The sequence below is a fragment of the Aeoliella sp. genome (assembly GCF_965227375.1).
GTDB lineage: Bacteria > Planctomycetota > Planctomycetia > Pirellulales > Lacipirellulaceae > Aeoliella.
In genome coordinates this window covers 2,506,237-2,521,184 of sequence record NZ_CBDDFX010000002.1, presented here as the reverse complement: position 1 = coordinate 2,521,184, position 14,948 = coordinate 2,506,237, and the positions used below count along the sequence as shown (strand labels likewise).

Here is a 14,948-nt window from a genome sequence, read left to right as displayed (position 1 = left end):
GCGTGGCGAAGAATCGCTACAGCGTCAGGTGACGCGATCCCCAGCGGCGTGCAATCACCAAAACCACGAACGCCATGGCGATCATCAGCAGCGAAACGGCCACCGCGCCCGGCAGGTTGCCGATGCTGAGTTCCAGAAACACCGTGGTGGAGAGAACTTCCGTTTTGCCGCGCGTCGCACCCGCGAACACCAGCAGCGGCCCGAATTCGCCCAACGCCCGAGCCCAGGCCAAGGTGCCGGCGGTGATCAGGCCGGGGGTGGTTTCGGGAAACACGACCAGGGCGAAGGCCTGGCTGCGGTTGCAGCCGAGCGTTTGCGCGACTTGTTCGAGTCGCGGCTCAATTTGGTCGAACGTCGCCCGCATCACGCGCACCGCCAGTGCACAAGACACGACAAACTGCGCGAGGATCACGGCTGGCACTTGGTAGACGATGCGCGAACGGATCGACTCGTCGAAGTACTGAAACAGGATCAACAAGCTCAGGCCCACGACTAGCGGCGGCAACACGAACGGAATGTCGAGCATCGCGTCCAGGAAGTTCTTCCCCCAGAACTGATGTCGCGAGAAGAGATAGCCAATCGGTACCGCGAACAGTAGCGACAGGATGGCCGTGATCGAGGTGGAAACCAGACTCAGCCAGATGGAGTACTGGATGTTCGGATCGGCCAACGACCGGAGAATCGCATTGCCCGCGCGGTCCGAATCGGCTGATTCGGCCGTCGGCGGCTCGAACAGGTACACTGCGTCGGCCACCAGCATCGCGGCGATCAGCAGCAAGTAGGTGCTGCTGATCAAGACGAGCACTACGTAGAACGGAAAATCACTTGCAGGTTGGCGAGACATTCCCTTGTTCCAGACTCACGCAGCGCGGAGAGCAGTAGCAGCTAGTCATGGTGAATTCGTTGCCGCAGGCTGCGCTCGGCACGGCCTTCAATCTACCACGGCTTCAGCTTCCAGCCGAGGACAAACCCCACGCCCAAGCAGCAGAGTGCGACCACCTGCGGTTTTTGTCGAGCATATTCGTGAACGTAGTCGACGAAATCGGGGATCGGGTGCATGTCCGTTCGGTCCCTTTGCTCCGGCGGGTGATCCTGGTGCGACCTCGAGTCAGCAGGTGTCTCGTACATCTCCATTCTATCTCCTCTACGTGTGATCTCGTTCAGGATTGCACTTCCAGCCAGCGGATTAACTACTGCCAGCTCGCCCGTTTTGTGAAGCCTTCTCGTGGGAACCTTCGCTTTCTTGTGCGTCGGCGAGTCCTCGTTTGACACAATCGATATTCTGCACCAACTCGTCCACGGTATCCGACAGCATCGCCAGGCCGCGGTTCACGGCCGAGCGGGCGGTCAGCAGCAGGCCGCCGGCCAGTAGCGCACCGCCTCCGCCTGCCAGCCCAAGGCTGGCGGGCTTGGAGAATTCGAAGGTCTCCAGCCACGCGGCCAGAGACAGCAATAATACAGGCGCGGCGGCCAGCAACAAGCACAAGGCGACTGCCACGCAGATGGCGGCAATTCGGGTGGCCTGGATGGCCGCAGCCGCGTCCGCGCGCATCAGCAGAATTTGCAATTCGCCCAATTCGAGCAAGTTGCGAATAAGGTGCCGCGACGATTGTTTGGCGGGAGGTTTTGCGACGTCGTTCATGGCATTACTGCTTTCGCTTCACCAACCATCCGATCGTCGCACCGAGGACCACGCCGGTCCCCAATAGCAGCACCGGATGGTTTCCAATCCACTCCGCAACCTTCTCCTGCACTCCGCTTGCGGTCGTGTTTTGATCTGGCGCCTGCTCCGCGGGCCTAGGAACTTCTTGTGTCGGAGTAACGTTCATCGTGGGTGCCTGCAAACTCGGTGGTTATTCGTCCTTCTTGATGCCTTGCTGCGCGAGAATCTTTCCCAAGTAATCCAAACCAGCCCGGGCGACCATGGAGCCCAGGGCGAGCCCCGCTTGTTGCGCCATGCTGGCGGTTTGGTTGCCCTTGGGTTCCGGAGCAATGTGAAGTTTACCGGCGTCGGCCAACTCCTTGATTTGCTCGTCGGTCAGCGCAATAGGCTCTTGCTTTCGCGAAGGCACCAACGCATAGCCAGCAATCATGGCTGCGCCCAGGCACACGAAGGGGAACTTCTTAACGTAGTACTGCCAGTGCGTTGCATCGTGAACCTTGTGCGACACTCCGGCAATGTCTCGCTCCAGATCGCTGCGCACGCTGGCCATGCGCGCTCGCAACTCTGCGGGATCGGGTTTGGGTCGGCCATTGGATCCTGGGTCGGAGGATGCCGAGTGGCCAGAGTTCGGCGAGGCCATAGCGGGGATACCTCGGTTACTTCGAGCGAAGAATCAATGCGACAACTGCCCCGGCCACCAGCCCTGTGCCGAACGCAACGGCCACCGACTCCATCGGTCGCCGGCGAACCAACTGTTCGGCTTTGGCGTGCTGGGCTTGGATCTCGCCCTTCACGCGATCCACCGCCTCGCCCGAAGTGCCCACGGCCTGTTCGTAGTACTCGCGAGCGGTTTCGGTCACTTGCTGCAAGACGGGTCGGAACCGCTGCTCGAGATCCGCCAGGCAGCGCTCCACTTCGGCTTGGCTTTGTCCGGTCTTCCTTTGAATCCAGCCCACGAACTGATCGAGGTTGCCTTGGAACTCACGCAACTCGTCTTCGTTCAGCTGTCCCCAGGCTTCCTTGACCTTCCCCTTAAGTTCCGTCCAACCGCCTTGAATCTGACTTTGTGTGGCCATCTTTCTTCTCCACCGCTGGTATTCTTGTTACCTGGTTCAGTAGAATCGCAACTATCCCCGAGGCCGCCCGGCGACCCAAGTTGCGAGGACCCAATTTATCGAGACCTCGAACACCTCACCGGGTGTTTTTGAAAAGCCTGGTGACTATTATAGACTCGCCAAGTGCTGGTGGGTATTACTTTTCGAAGTGGTGTCGATTTCCTCCAGTAATTGGTGCGTCGAATCCGTGAGGCGGCGATGAACGACGAAACGGTGCCTACTAAGAGCGAGACTCCCGGTGCTGCCCGACACCATCAGCGGGTGGATAAAGGGTTGCAACCTGCGGCCGCGCCCGAGGACTCGGGCGATTCCGCCACGCCTGCCAGTGTCGAACTGCGCCGCATTCGGCTATTGCTTGTTGTGCTGGCGATCCTCGCGGTGTTCCACACGCTGTATTTCGCCCGTGCGATTCTGCAGCCCATTGCAATGGCCGTGGTGCTGGGGTTAGTGCTTAAGCCAGTGCGAAGGCAACTCACGCGCGCGGGCCTGCCGGGAATCGCTGCGGCCTTGGTTGTCTTTCTGGCGTTCACTGTGGTGCTGGTCGTCGTCGCGCGATCTCTTTGGGTGCCCGCGAACCACTGGCTCGACCAAGTGCCAACGAGCCTCCACTCGGTTCGTGAACAACTCGAAGGCATGGGAGGGCCGCTGGAAAGCATTGCCGAGGCGGAGGAGGAACTCGACAAGCTGACGTCCATGACAGAGGGCGAGCAGAGCAACGAACTCACCGAGGTCCGTGTCGAGCAACCCGCGTTGACCAGCCAACTGCTGAACACCACCGGGAGTTTTGCCGCGTCCGTGGGCATTACGTTGTCGCTGTTGTTCTTTCTGTTGGCCGCCGGCGATCAGTTTCTCGAGAAGGCGGTGCAACTGAAGAAGTCCTGGACAGAAAAGTGGGACACCGTGCTCCTGGCGAAGGAGGTGGAACACAAGATGTCCACCTACTTGGGGACGATTACGCTTATCAACATTGGACTTGGCGCCGTGATTGGTTGCGGGCTGTGGTTGATTGGCATGCCTCAACCGTTGCTGTGGGGAGTGCTGGCGGCGCTGCTGAACTACATTCCGTTCGCGGGGTTGGTGATCGGTACGTGCGTGGTGTTCGTGGTCGCTGCCGCGGAGTTCGATTCGCTGCCCCACGCGCTGCTCGCCCCCGCCATCTACCTGGCGGCCAATGGGGTGGAGGCCAACGTGGTAACACCCTCGGTGCTTCGAAAGTCGGTCAGCCTGAATCCTGTCGTGATACTGATTGCGGTTTTCCTGGGCGGGTGGTGTTGGGGGATTGGCGGAATCTTTCTGGCGGTGCCGTACTTGCTGATTCTCAAAATCTTCTGCGACAGCCAACCGCGACTCGAGCCGTTGGGCGTGTTCCTGGGACGCTAACTCGGCTGGCGGTGACGCCGATGGTTCGACTGCAGAGAGCCATCGAGCATTCGGCATTGCGGGCATACTTTACGGCGCTTGCCACTGTCTGTTAGTTTGCAGTGGCGAGCGGTTGGGCGGCTTGCGTGTCTTCACCTAATCTTTACAAATCGGGCTCATGCAACAGCAAGGTCTCCGCGTGCGCAACTGGCTTTCTCATGCGCCGCCCACGGTGTTTTCCGCCTACTGTATCGTGGCGGCGTTTGGCACCTACTTTTGTATGTACGCCTTTCGGCAGCCCTTTAAAGCGGCCACGTTCGACGAGAGCCCCTGGCAGGGTGTCGACTACAAGTTGGTGTTGGTGGCCGCCCAACTGCTTGGCTACACGATCTCGAAGTTCATTGGCATCAAGGTGGTGTCGGAGATGCCGCCACGTTACCGAGCGGTAGGGGTGCTGGGGTTAATCGGCGTCGCCGAACTGGCGCTGTTGCTGTTCGCCGTGACGCCGCCAGGTTGGAACGTATTCTGGCTGTTTGTGAACGGGTTGCCATTGGGCATGGTCTTTGGCCTCGTCTTGGGATTTCTGGAAGGCCGGCAAGTGACCGAGGCGCTGTCGGCCGGGCTGTGCGCGAGTTTCATCTTTGGCTCCGGCGCCGTGAAGTCCGTGGGCCGAAGATTGATTGATTACCATGACGTCAGCGACTACTGGATGCCATTCCTGGCGGGTTTGATCTTTGTCGTGCCACTGCTGCTGTCGGTGTGGCTGCTGTCGCAAATACCTCCACCAACAGCCGAAGACGAGAAGCGACGCACTCGACGAACCACGATGAATCGCCAAGCACGCCACAGCTTTTTCCGGCGACATGCCACAGGGCTGATCGGCATCATTATCATTTACATCCTGCTGACCATCGTTCGGAGTATCCGCGAGGACTTTGCTGTCGAGATCTGGCAGGAACTTGGAGTCGACGGCGAGCCGGATGTGTTTGGTTGGTCGGAGTTCTTCGTAATGATCGCGGTGGTGATCGTTACAGGGCTAACGATCTGGATTCGCAGTAATCGTGCTGCGTTTCTCGGTTCACTAGGGATATTCTGCGCAGGGTTTTTGATTGTGGGCGCAACGGTGGTGGGCCAGCAGTCAGGCGCTTTCTCGGCGATGGCGAGACTTTGTGGACAGCAGCAGTCCGAAGTCTTTGCGCCCATGGTCTTTATGGTGCTGTTGGGCACCGGGATGTACCTTCCCTACGTGATCATCCATACCACAGTGTTCGAGCGAATGATCGCCACGTTTCGCGAAACGGCCACCATCGGGTACCTAATGTACCTGGCCGACGCCATCGGCTACCTTGGTTACGTGGGAGTGATGGTCTACCGAAACCTATCGTCGGGTGAGATGACTTACCTGCCATTGTTGTTGTGGATTTCGATGGGTGTAGCGATCATTTGCATGGCCATCGCCGTGTTTTTGATCGTTCACTACTACCGGGTTACGTCGAACGTTGAAGTCGCGGATGACTTCCCGGCGGCCGGCGAGCCCGAACCGAATCCCGCCACGGCATCTTGAATTGCGAGTCGGAGGTCAGTCGTAGTCAGCCATGCAAACCGATCATCCCAGCGGCGAGACCGATCTGCTCGTCATCGGCGGAGGCATCCTCGGCGCCTTCTACGCCTACCACGCGGTGAAGCGAGGCTTGCGGGTGGTGCTTGTGGAGCGCACTGCCGCGCCACAAGGGGCTTCGGTGCGAAACTTCGGGCAGGTGGTCCCATCGGGCATGAATCACGAGTGGCAGACTCTGGGGCGGGAGAGTCTGAAGATCTACCACTCCATCCACCAGCAGTGGCCGCTGCCGATGCGGCAACTCGGCAGCATCTACCTGGCCAGCGACCGGGAAGAGATGACGCTGCTGGAGGAACTGCACCAGCGCAACACCGCGGTCGACTATCCCTCCGAGTTGTGGACTGCCCAGCAATGCCGGGATCGCTACCCGCAGCTTCGCAGCGACTATTGCCGCGGCGGGTTGTATTTTCCGGAAGAACTGTCCGTAACGCCACGGTTATTGATCGAGCGGCTGCACGGTTATCTCCGCGAGCAGCCGGGCTTTCAGTGCTTCTTTCGGACCTGCGTTGCCGAACTGCAGCCTTCGTCCAACGGAGTCACGGTCGTCACTACCGACGGGCATACGGTGCGGGCGGAGAAGGTGATGCTGTGCTGCGGCGCCGAGTTGCAGCTGCTGTATCCGCAGGTATTTCGTGAGAGCGACATCGAACTGGTGAAGCTGCAGATGCTACGACTCGAGCCCCAACCGCAGGCCACATTGCCAGGCAACGTGCTGACCGGGCTGACGATTCGCCGCTACGAGAGCTTCAGCGAGTGTGCGTCGTGGTCGGCCATCAAGGCTCGCGAACCGAAGGAGAGTTTCGACAAACGTTTCGGAATCCACATGCTATTCAAGCAGGAGCCCGACGGCGGCATCATCGTTGGCGACTCGCACGAGTACGTCCCCGCCCGCGAGGAGTTTTCGTTCGAGCTGCGCGGCGACGTGAACGACTATTTCCTTGCCGAAGGCCGGAAGATCTTCGACCTGCCGAGCTGGAACGTCGAGGCCGCGTGGTATGGCGTGTATTGCCAGACCAGCCACCCAACGGGCATTTTCACTAAAGAGGTCGAACCGAACATTCACATCGCCACGGCGATCGGCGGCAAGGGCATGACCAGCAGCGCCGGATTCGCCCAGCATGACTTGAGGAGCATCTATCGTGATTGAACTCGTTGTGTTTGACATGGCCGGCACCACGGTCGACGAGGATAACGTGGTTTACAAGACCGTGCGGGCGGCGGTGAACGCGGCCGGTTACGAATTTACGCAGGACCAGGTGCAAGCCTACGGTGCCGGCAAGGAGAAGTCGCAGGCGATTCGCGACGTGCTCGCGCTCGACGGCCAGGAGCACAGTGAAGAAGAGGTGCAAAAGATCTTCGCCGACTTCAAACAGCGGCTGGCGACCGCGTATCGAGACTTGAATGTTCGCGAGCAGCCGGGCGCGGCGGATGTGTTTGCCGCGCTGCGCCAGCACGGCATCAAGTCGGTGCTGAACACGGGATACGACCGCGCGACGGCCGAGTCGCTCGTCGAGAAGTTGGGCTGGGAAGTTGGCAACCAGATCGACGCCTTGGTCACCGCCAGCGACGTACCGAACAACCGCCCGCACCCCGACATGATCTACAAGGCGATGGAGTTGACCGGCGTTGCTTCTGCCGAGGCTGTCGCCAAAGTGGGCGACTCGCAAATCGACATCGACGAAGGCAAGAACGCCGGCTGCGGCATGACCTTTGGCGTCACCACTGGCGCTCAATCCGAAGCGCAACTGCTGGAAGCGGGACCCACGGCCGTGCTGCAGAATCTCTCGGAGTTGGTCGATGCCGTCGTGACAAAAGAGTGCACAAAGTAGCCGTTGCTGGCCGCGCTATAGAAAACGCAAGTGTAAAAGAATCGGCGTTGAAATCGCGCGCCGGCGTGATCTAATGAGTGGGGCGATATCTGCTTCGCCACCGGTAGCTACCGTCACCAGACGGTGGACGACGCGCCACTAACGTCTTTGTGGCCGCATCATCGTATGTCTTTGTTGGGCGTCCAAGCTCTGGGCGAGTGTAGCTGCGCGCTCGTTCGGCGGAGCGAACGGCGACCGTCGGGGTTTTGCCCCAACGAAAACATGCGGGGAACAACGCGGCGGGTTTAGTCGCACCCCCCGAATGGTATTGCCGAGAAAATAAGGGGTTGTTCGACCCTTAGGGGACCAAAACGCTTGGGGTTTTGGGCCAATGGATGGAGTTTTGGGACAAAACCCCCTTACGCTGGCAAGCAGCGCAGGGTGCGTCGGGCCGGCTGGTAGAGCAAGACGGCGAAGAGGATGCCCACGAGAGCGACAGTCGGTGGCTCGGGCACAGCCAGCAGGGCGACACTGCCGCCGAGTTCCAAGTAGCGTTGTTTGAAGTAGCGGAAATCGTCTTCGTCGACGTCGAGGTCGCGATCGAAGTCGCCGAACAGCGCGGTTTCGGCAGGGTCGAGCGTGGGGTGGCTGCTGATGAGGTAGTTGAGCATCACGTCGTGAAAGTCGTCGTATTGAAAGGGAACGCCATCGCCGTTCAAGTCGCCAGGCACGTAGGCCGCCGGGTCGATGCGGATGACAAATCCGCCTGGAGCGCTGGGGGTGTGCGTCCGCGGGTCCTGTCCGGCGATGATGTACAGTTCGCCTTGGCTGTCTTCGCCAATGCTGATGATTCGGTCGGGCAGCAGGTTGGTCGATCCGGCGGTGTCGCCGGGAAAGAGCGCGCCGGTCGGATCGATTTGGAACTCGTAGATCGTTCCATAGTCGTCCGCTTGCGGGTCGATCTCGCCATAGAACAATCGCGAGGTGGGCAGTCCTTGGCCAAGTTCGCCGAACACGTACTTGCCTTGCAACGCAGGAATCGCAGAACCGCGATATACGAAGCCGCCGATCACGGTGACCCCTTCGTCGCGGTCGTACTCGAGCACAGGAAACGTAAACCCAACGATCGAGTCAGGGGCGGCGACGCCAGCGGTTCCTTCGTAGGTGCTCCAACCATGGTTGTCGCCCCGCTGGACCAGATCGACCTCTTCTCGTCTACCGGCCCCGACGTCGCCAACCCACAGGTCGCCTGTCATGCTATCGAAATTCAATCGCCACGGACTTCGCAAACCGTACGCCCACACTTCGTCGAGGCCACTGGCGCCGACAAACGGGTTGTCGCTGGGAATCCGATACTGGTTGTTGTTGCTTGCGGCCCCTCGGCCGGTAGCGGTCGTGGTGGGATCGAGTGGATCGATCTTCAGCACGCTACCCAGCGCGGTGTTAACGTTCTGCGCGGTGCTGGGGTTCGATCCTCCATCGCCCACCGCAATGTAGAGGTAAGCGTCGTCGTCAAAAGCAAGATCAGAAACGTTGTGGAAAGGCCCGGGCTGATCGAAACGAAGCACCTCGCGCGAGTTGGCGACCGAGCCGAGGAAGGTGTTCGAGCCGATGGTGTTTCCGCCGGCGGAGAGGTCCCATTCGCGGATCACGTTTTGATGGTGGCTGCCAGCGCCGAAGTCGGCGGTGCCGGAGCCGGTGAGTTCGGACGTGATGGTGTAGAGCTTGCCATAACCCGGAGCGACCGTGTCGGCGAAGTCGGGGTGGAACATCACAGAGGTCAGCCCATGATCGCCATCGACGCCGATGACCGAGTTGTTGGTTTGCCCCTGTGTCATGAACGCATCGGGCAGCAGGCCGGCGGTTTCGTCGATCACTCGCAGCGTGCCCCCAAACGTACCGACCAGCAATCGCCCGCTCTGATCGGGAAACTCGGCAAGATCGATGGGAAGCAACTCGCTCGGCACGCTATCGAGTCCCGCAGCGATCGTTTCCAAGCGGACGTGCAAGTCTCCCGACTCGACTGGCGGTGGGGTAACCGCCAGTGCCGCGCCATGCAGGAAGCATGCGAGCAAGGTGATCATCGCCAGCAGTCGTCGAGCTTCGAGTCGGGGCGGAAGTTGGACTGGGTTGGGCATAGCGAACCAGGCGCGGTGACCCAGGGCGTAGATGCCCCGGGTCACCACCTGGGAGGGAGTGAAGGGATTGGAGTCCGGCTTGTCGCAAGAAGCGGCGTCGACCTACCGACGATCGGGGACGTCCTCGGGCGGAGGTGTATCGGTCTCGCCCTGAGCCCGACTGCCTTTGGCGTTGTAGACGTAGTAGTCGATGCTGTCGGAGATGAACGACACGCTGGCGTCGCCCATAGCAAAGTGGGCGCCGGAGGTATGGAAGCTCTTGTAACCACAAGCCGACCACCACTTGGTGTTGTTCTCACCTTCGTTGGAGATCATCGTGTTCAGCGGGATGGAGGTTCCGCCCACCGCGAAGTTATGGCTATGAGCACCGTTGAACGAGCAATGCGAAGGAATCGATTCCCCGACCATCCAGGTGTTGCTCAGGCCATCGGTAACCTGGCGGAGCTTCACGGAATCGTCCGACTGAGCAATCAGCCCAGCGAAATCCTTGAACCCACCACGCCCATAGTCGTGTCCCAGGCAACACCAACTCGGGTGGCGATGCGGGCAGAAGGTACAGGAGTTGCCGACGGCGGTTCCGTCGCGCGTGGGGCCCATCGAGGCTGGATACCACAGCGCCATTGCACCCTTGGGATTGTAGGGCTGGAAGTCGTTGCCACCTTGCAGGGGTATGTTGCTCGTTGGATCACTGGGGCAAATCAACGCGGGAATCACCGTGGTGATGGCCGCTCGATTCGCCGGATCCTGCACTGCGAGTGCGGGATTGTAGAGGTCGGACATGTTCTGCATCTCCATGTAGGGAGCGATGCGAATGATCCACGTGCCACCGAGCCCTGTCCAGTAGCTGGCCGTGGAACCGTTGGGCAAGCTTCCGTGAGCCGACTCGTAGTTGTGCAGCGCGAGCGAAATCTGTTTGAGATTGTTCGTGCACTGGGAACGCCGAGCGGCTTCGCGCGCGGCTTGCACCGCAGGCAGCAGCAGGGCTACCAGGATACCGATGATCGCGATCACCACCAGCAGTTCGACCAGTGTGAACGCTGCGATTGCCGAGAACGGTTTAGTTCTTCCCTGAGTGGCTCGGTTTCTCACGGTATTGTCCTTTCGAGGCTTGAGGGTCCTGCTCGTTGCAGTTCTCATGCGAAAACTAGTTGGGTGTCACTTGGAAGTCGCCCGCTTGGTCGCCACGCGTGCGATAGCCAGCGCCGACAGCAGGGCGATGGCACCACTCGAAGGTTCAGGCACCTGCACGCCGCCGGGGAAGCCAAACATGCCCAAACCACCTTGCCCATTGGCCAGCAGCGCTTCGTGCAGCAAGTAGGCGTCGTTCATGAACACGAAACCATCGTGGTCCATGTCGCCCCATCCCCAGGTCTCCCAGTCGCCGACGGTAGCGCTGTTGTGAGCGCCGACGAGAACCTTCTGGCTCAGCCAACCATCGACAAACGCGTCGATGTCGAGCGAGTCGACATTCCCATCGCGGTTGATGTCGCCCGTCTTGAGCTCCCCGCCAGGAACCGTGCTGGTGATGGCGTCCGCGATCCACTTGTTGTCGGCAAACAAGTCGAACTGGCCGTAATCCTGTCCCGCTGGAGGACCGGTCAGGTTGGAGTTGTCGCCGTAGACGTACATTTCCAGGTCGTCGATCACACCTTGGAAGTGGTTGTCGAACGCAGCCGTGATGCCATCGCCGGAGACTTCTTCGGCCCCGATTACCAGGGCTCCGGTTCGCATCCCGGCGAACATGTCACCGGGTGCAGGAGTGTCGTTGTTGGCCGATACTGCGATGCCATTTACATAGAGCACCGCGGTGAAACCGAGGTCGCTGGAGCCTGTGCCTGGAAGCACGCCCGGGGCGCCGGGATCGTTCGTGCGGTGAATGTGATGCATCACGTGACTCCACTGGTCGCCGTCGACCTGCTGGATGACCGGGAAACTGTTGTCCGAGAAGTGGCCATCGTTCACCTGAGTCCAATAGCCATCGGCCGTAATCGCAACGCCACCAGCGGCGACGGTATCAAATACCACGCCCTGACGGGCAGTGCCGAGTGCGCTTTGGTCGGGGTACACCCACGCCTGCAAACCACGGGCGGTGATGCCGTCGTAGTTGAAGGGGTAGCTGGGGAGGATGGGTGTATCGACTCCGACCGAGGTCGGCCCTGCCAGTTCATCGGGACGATTCAGGGCGAAGGTATTCTCCTGGTCGGTGAACAGCCGGTCGTCGCCGCCGAGAAATCGAATGCCCAAGTCGCCGACACCAGCACCCGGCCGGTTGAGGCCACCGGGTCCGACGTCGGCGTAAACCGGATCGCCATTCTGGTTCAGGTCGTCGTAGGCACCGCTCGGGCCTTGGTCGTCCAGTGTTTTTCCGGGGGAAACGTTGCTCGGCCCATTGCCAACCACCGAGCCCGGTGCGTTGGCGGCGTCCTCCGCCGATGTGTCACCGAACAGATACAGTCGGTCGTTGGTGACATCGGCCAGACTGACCTGACTCAACACGGCGGCAGCCAGCAGAGCCAGCGACGACCGAACAACCGCGCGGGCCGGTGCCAAACGCAGGGATGCTGTGCGACTACGGAATCCTGCAAGCAAGACTCCGGCGAAAGCGATGGCAATCAAAGCCACGCTGGAGGGCTCGGGGACCTGGGCCGTGGCAACGGCCGCAGCGGCGCCGGTGCCGAAGTTGGACTTCCACAGATCGTAGTCGGTGGAGGTGACGTTGCCATCGCCATCGGCGTCGCCCAGGTCGTAGGGCGTAATTCCGGTGGCGCCCAGGGAGTTTCGCCAGATGGTGTAGTCGGCGATGTTCACGGTGCCGTCGCCGTTGAAGTCGGCATCGACGCCGCCGGTGACGTAGCGGACGGTGCCCTCCATCACGACCAGTCCTCCGGTGGTGTAGACGAAGCTCAGATCCTCGGCTCCGGTGCTCGTATTGAATACACCACCCAGCGAGTGGTTTCCGCTGGGGCCGATGACCAGCGACGATCCGAGATTGAACTCCGAGAGAGCGTAAGCATCCGAGGCTCCACCTTTGAGCCAGTCGCCACCCAACCCCGACCAACTGTTGTCGAGCGAGCCAGAGCCGCCGGTGTCGCTGAGGATCTTGTAAGTATCGATGTCGAACGTGTCGTCTCCTTCGTTCAGGATCGTCGCGTTGCCGGATGTGAGGTTTACCTCCAGGACGAGGGGCTCGACGTCAAAAGAATAGCTGAAGGTACCAGCGTGGTAACGGTTTTCCGGCCCGCCATCGAAGAAGGCAGGGAAGTTGTTGGGAGCGAACTGAGCACTGAATCGGGACGCCCCAACGAACTGCACGATACCGCCCGATTCGTTGATGGTGGAGAGCTGAGTGTCGTCGAAGCCGATTCCATAGTTCCAGAGTTGATCGTCCGCCGTAAATCCGCCAGCTGCGATGGTGTAACTGCCAGGCGCGAGTGTGACAGGCGTTATGTCCTGGAAGCGACTTCCTCCACTGAGAGTGCCGTCATTTCCAAAAGTGAAGGTGTTACTCGCGACAACAGCGATGCCGGTGTCGTCGGCGGGGTCCGTGGGTGTTCCTCCGTCATCACGCTGCCAGATTTCGACGTGAATACTGGTTTCAGCGCCCATGATGCCATCCTGCAGCGAGTCGAAGAAACCGAGCGAGCCGACTTCGATGGGGAATTCGTTAACGACAAAGTCCATACCAAGTTCGCCACCGAAGTCTTGGTTTCCTTCCAGCGGAGTGGGAACTTCCAGTGCAACAATTTGGGCGTCCGCTTGCTGGAGCATGCCGAGAGCTACGAAGCAACCAACTGCCAACCAAGCTCGCACTGGTTTGCCAAGTACGCCGTGCGACTTTCTCACGCAAGTCATGCAGAGAGCTCCCAAGATGAAGGTGACAATCCAAGTGGCTGGCTCGGGAACAGTGGTACCGGTGAGCAACGCCAGGGAACCGCCTTGAGCGAGATAGGCTTCTTTGAAGATGCGGAAATCCAATTCGTCCACACGCAGATCGCCGTTCATGTCGCCCATCTGATATGCTTCCGCTGGAGACAGCGTCGATGCCAAATCGCTGATCAGGTTAGGAAGCATCACCGAAGTGAAGTCGGCGACTTCGTACGGCGTTCCGTTAAAGTCCAAATCGCCCACCATGTACGGCTGCGTCTGCGTGGTGCCCAAGAACTCCACAAGGCCTTCGACGATAGAACCGTCCGAGAGCAGATAGGTAAACGTGATATCTTCTGTAGGAGATCTGATCCAAGCGTCGACGCCCAAATCGATGGACTGACCAAGTCCAAGTGTCGCCCCGTTGGAAGGTCCAATGCCGCCGACTTCCAGTTCACTCAGGTCGGTGCGGTTGGCGGGATTGGTGAGTTCCACCCAGCTGTCGTCGGGGTCCACGCTGCCACCATCGGGCAGCGGGGCATCTGCATCGTAGTTTTCGGCGATCGATGTCCAGGACATCGGATCCAACGAGCCGTTGGCCGATCGAATGGCGTAGCTGAGGATCGTGGTGTTCGATCCAGTGCGGTTGACGATCGTGAGCTCGCCGGTGTCGCGATCGACTTCCAGCTTCAACGCGACATCGAAGTCGACCGTTTGTTCGTAGATGAATGTGCCAGCGTGGTATCGGTTCACCAAGTCTACGTCTACGACGCCAGGGAAGCTGCCTGGGGCAAAATTAGCACCGTATCTGCTGCGACCCACGAAGCGAACGTTCCCGCCGCTGCCGTTGATGGTGGAGAGTTGCTCCGTGGTGGAACCGGGGATGCCAAAGTTCCACAGCGGGTCGTCTGCAGTGAAGCCACCTGCCACAATTGAGTAGCTTCCAGGCGTGAGGGTGAGCGTCGAGATGTCCTTGAACCGGCTTCCTGCCATAAGGGTGCCATCGTCTCCCATCGTGAAAGTCTGAAATGCGAGAACCGAGACGCCCGTGTCATCGCCAGGCGTATCCGGAGTTCCGTTGTTGTCTCGCTCCCATAGTTCGACGTGGACGCTTGTGGCAGCACCAGTGAGGCCATCCTGCAATGAATCGAAGATGCCCAGCGAGGTGACTTCGATGTCGAACGTGGTGACGTCGAAGTCCATGCCAAGTTCACCGCCAAAGCCTTGGTTGCCAGCCAACGGCGACGGGACTTCCAGGGCGATGACTTGAGCTGTTCCGCGGTCGGCGACGCCAACGATGGCTGCAAAACAGAATAGTTGGAGGCTCGTGAGGAGGCGCGTCCGTTGAGATATCAGGGACAGCGTGAAACCACTCATGATTGA

General features: G+C 60.0%; 13 protein-coding genes. 4 read left to right on the top strand and 9 right to left on the bottom strand.

The window, feature by feature from the left end; all coding sequences use genetic code 11:
- Nucleotides 1–16 precede the first annotated feature (16 nt).
- The 6 genes from ACQK2L_RS22915 to ACQK2L_RS22890 form a co-directional block, all read right to left on the bottom strand.
- A complete protein-coding gene (locus tag ACQK2L_RS22915) occupies nucleotides 17–844 on the bottom strand; it encodes an ABC transporter permease (RefSeq protein ID WP_425399378.1) in 828 nt (275 codons plus the stop codon).
- A gap of 92 nt (nucleotides 845–936) precedes the next feature.
- On the bottom strand, nucleotides 937–1,128 hold the full coding sequence (locus tag ACQK2L_RS22910; protein WP_425399377.1) for a hypothetical protein: 192 nt from the start codon (nucleotides 1,126–1,128) through the stop codon (nucleotides 937–939).
- Between the two features lie 58 nt (nucleotides 1,129–1,186).
- Nucleotides 1,187–1,642, bottom strand: a complete 456-nt coding sequence (locus tag ACQK2L_RS22905) for a phage holin family protein (protein ID WP_425399376.1) — start codon at nucleotides 1,640–1,642, stop codon at nucleotides 1,187–1,189.
- Between the two features lie 4 nt (nucleotides 1,643–1,646).
- Nucleotides 1,647–1,829 (bottom strand): hypothetical protein, encoded by a 183-nt coding sequence (locus ACQK2L_RS22900; RefSeq protein ID WP_425399375.1) that lies wholly within the window; start codon nucleotides 1,827–1,829, stop codon nucleotides 1,647–1,649.
- Nucleotides 1,830–1,853: 24 nt separating this feature from the next.
- Nucleotides 1,854–2,303: a hypothetical protein gene (locus ACQK2L_RS22895; RefSeq protein WP_425399374.1), complete on the bottom strand. Its 450-nt coding sequence runs from the start codon at nucleotides 2,301–2,303 to the stop codon at nucleotides 1,854–1,856.
- A 16-nt stretch (nucleotides 2,304–2,319) separates the two neighbouring features.
- A complete protein-coding gene (locus ACQK2L_RS22890; RefSeq protein WP_425399373.1) occupies nucleotides 2,320–2,739 on the bottom strand; it encodes a CsbD family protein in 420 nt (139 codons plus the stop codon).
- Nucleotides 2,740–2,976: 237 nt separating this feature from the next.
- On the opposite strand from ACQK2L_RS22890, the gene ACQK2L_RS22885 reads away from it, so the two are divergent.
- The 4 genes from ACQK2L_RS22885 to ACQK2L_RS22870 all read left to right on the top strand — a co-directional run bounded on the left by ACQK2L_RS22885 (nucleotide 2,977) and on the right by ACQK2L_RS22870 (nucleotide 7,584).
- Nucleotides 2,977–4,158, top strand: a complete 1,182-nt coding sequence (locus ACQK2L_RS22885) for an AI-2E family transporter (RefSeq protein WP_425399372.1) — start codon at nucleotides 2,977–2,979, stop codon at nucleotides 4,156–4,158.
- Nucleotides 4,159–4,315: 157 nt separating this feature from the next.
- On the top strand, nucleotides 4,316–5,701 hold the full coding sequence (locus tag ACQK2L_RS22880) for a DUF5690 family protein (protein WP_425399371.1): 1,386 nt from the start codon (nucleotides 4,316–4,318) through the stop codon (nucleotides 5,699–5,701).
- 31 nt (nucleotides 5,702–5,732) lie between these two features.
- Nucleotides 5,733–6,902 (top strand): TIGR03364 family FAD-dependent oxidoreductase, encoded by a 1,170-nt coding sequence (locus ACQK2L_RS22875; protein ID WP_425399370.1) that lies wholly within the window; start codon nucleotides 5,733–5,735, stop codon nucleotides 6,900–6,902.
- A complete protein-coding gene (locus ACQK2L_RS22870) occupies nucleotides 6,895–7,584 on the top strand; it encodes a phosphonatase-like hydrolase (protein WP_425399369.1) in 690 nt (229 codons plus the stop codon). Before ACQK2L_RS22875 ends, ACQK2L_RS22870 begins: the two co-directional genes overlap by 8 nt.
- Nucleotides 7,585–7,982: 398 nt before the next feature.
- On the opposite strand, the gene ACQK2L_RS22865 is transcribed toward ACQK2L_RS22870, so the two are convergent.
- The 3 genes from ACQK2L_RS22865 to ACQK2L_RS22855 form a co-directional block, all read right to left on the bottom strand.
- Nucleotides 7,983–9,701, bottom strand: a complete 1,719-nt coding sequence (locus ACQK2L_RS22865; RefSeq protein WP_425399368.1) for a PQQ-dependent sugar dehydrogenase — start codon at nucleotides 9,699–9,701, stop codon at nucleotides 7,983–7,985.
- A 102-nt stretch (nucleotides 9,702–9,803) separates the two neighbouring features.
- Complete coding sequence (locus ACQK2L_RS22860; protein ID WP_425399367.1) at nucleotides 9,804–10,790, bottom strand: DUF1559 domain-containing protein; 987 nt, start codon at nucleotides 10,788–10,790, stop codon at nucleotides 9,804–9,806.
- 66 nt (nucleotides 10,791–10,856) lie between these two features.
- Nucleotides 10,857–14,942 (bottom strand): dockerin type I domain-containing protein, encoded by a 4,086-nt coding sequence (locus ACQK2L_RS22855; protein ID WP_425399366.1) that lies wholly within the window; start codon nucleotides 14,940–14,942, stop codon nucleotides 10,857–10,859.
- Between the last annotated feature and the right edge of the window lie 6 nt (nucleotides 14,943–14,948).

Coding starts and splice junctions, on each gene's coding strand:
- ACQK2L_RS22905 (WP_425399376.1), bottom strand. CDS start 1,642: ATGAACGACGTCGCAAAACCTCCCGCCAAACAATCGTCGCGGCACCTT.
- ACQK2L_RS22900 (WP_425399375.1), bottom strand. CDS start 1,829: ATGAACGTTACTCCGACACAAGAAGTTCCTAGGCCCGCGGAGCAGGCG.
- ACQK2L_RS22910 (WP_425399377.1), bottom strand. CDS start 1,128: ATGTACGAGACACCTGCTGACTCGAGGTCGCACCAGGATCACCCGCCG.
- ACQK2L_RS22880 (WP_425399371.1), top strand. CDS start 4,316: ATGCAACAGCAAGGTCTCCGCGTGCGCAACTGGCTTTCTCATGCGCCG.
- ACQK2L_RS22885 (WP_425399372.1), top strand. CDS start 2,977: ATGAACGACGAAACGGTGCCTACTAAGAGCGAGACTCCCGGTGCTGCC.
- ACQK2L_RS22915 (WP_425399378.1), bottom strand. CDS start 844: ATGTCTCGCCAACCTGCAAGTGATTTTCCGTTCTACGTAGTGCTCGTC.
- ACQK2L_RS22895 (WP_425399374.1), bottom strand. CDS start 2,303: ATGGCCTCGCCGAACTCTGGCCACTCGGCATCCTCCGACCCAGGATCC.
- ACQK2L_RS22890 (WP_425399373.1), bottom strand. CDS start 2,739: ATGGCCACACAAAGTCAGATTCAAGGCGGTTGGACGGAACTTAAGGGG.
- ACQK2L_RS22875 (WP_425399370.1), top strand. CDS start 5,733: ATGCAAACCGATCATCCCAGCGGCGAGACCGATCTGCTCGTCATCGGC.
- ACQK2L_RS22865 (WP_425399368.1), bottom strand. CDS start 9,701: ATGCCCAACCCAGTCCAACTTCCGCCCCGACTCGAAGCTCGACGACTG.
- ACQK2L_RS22855 (WP_425399366.1), bottom strand. CDS start 14,942: ATGAGTGGTTTCACGCTGTCCCTGATATCTCAACGGACGCGCCTCCTC.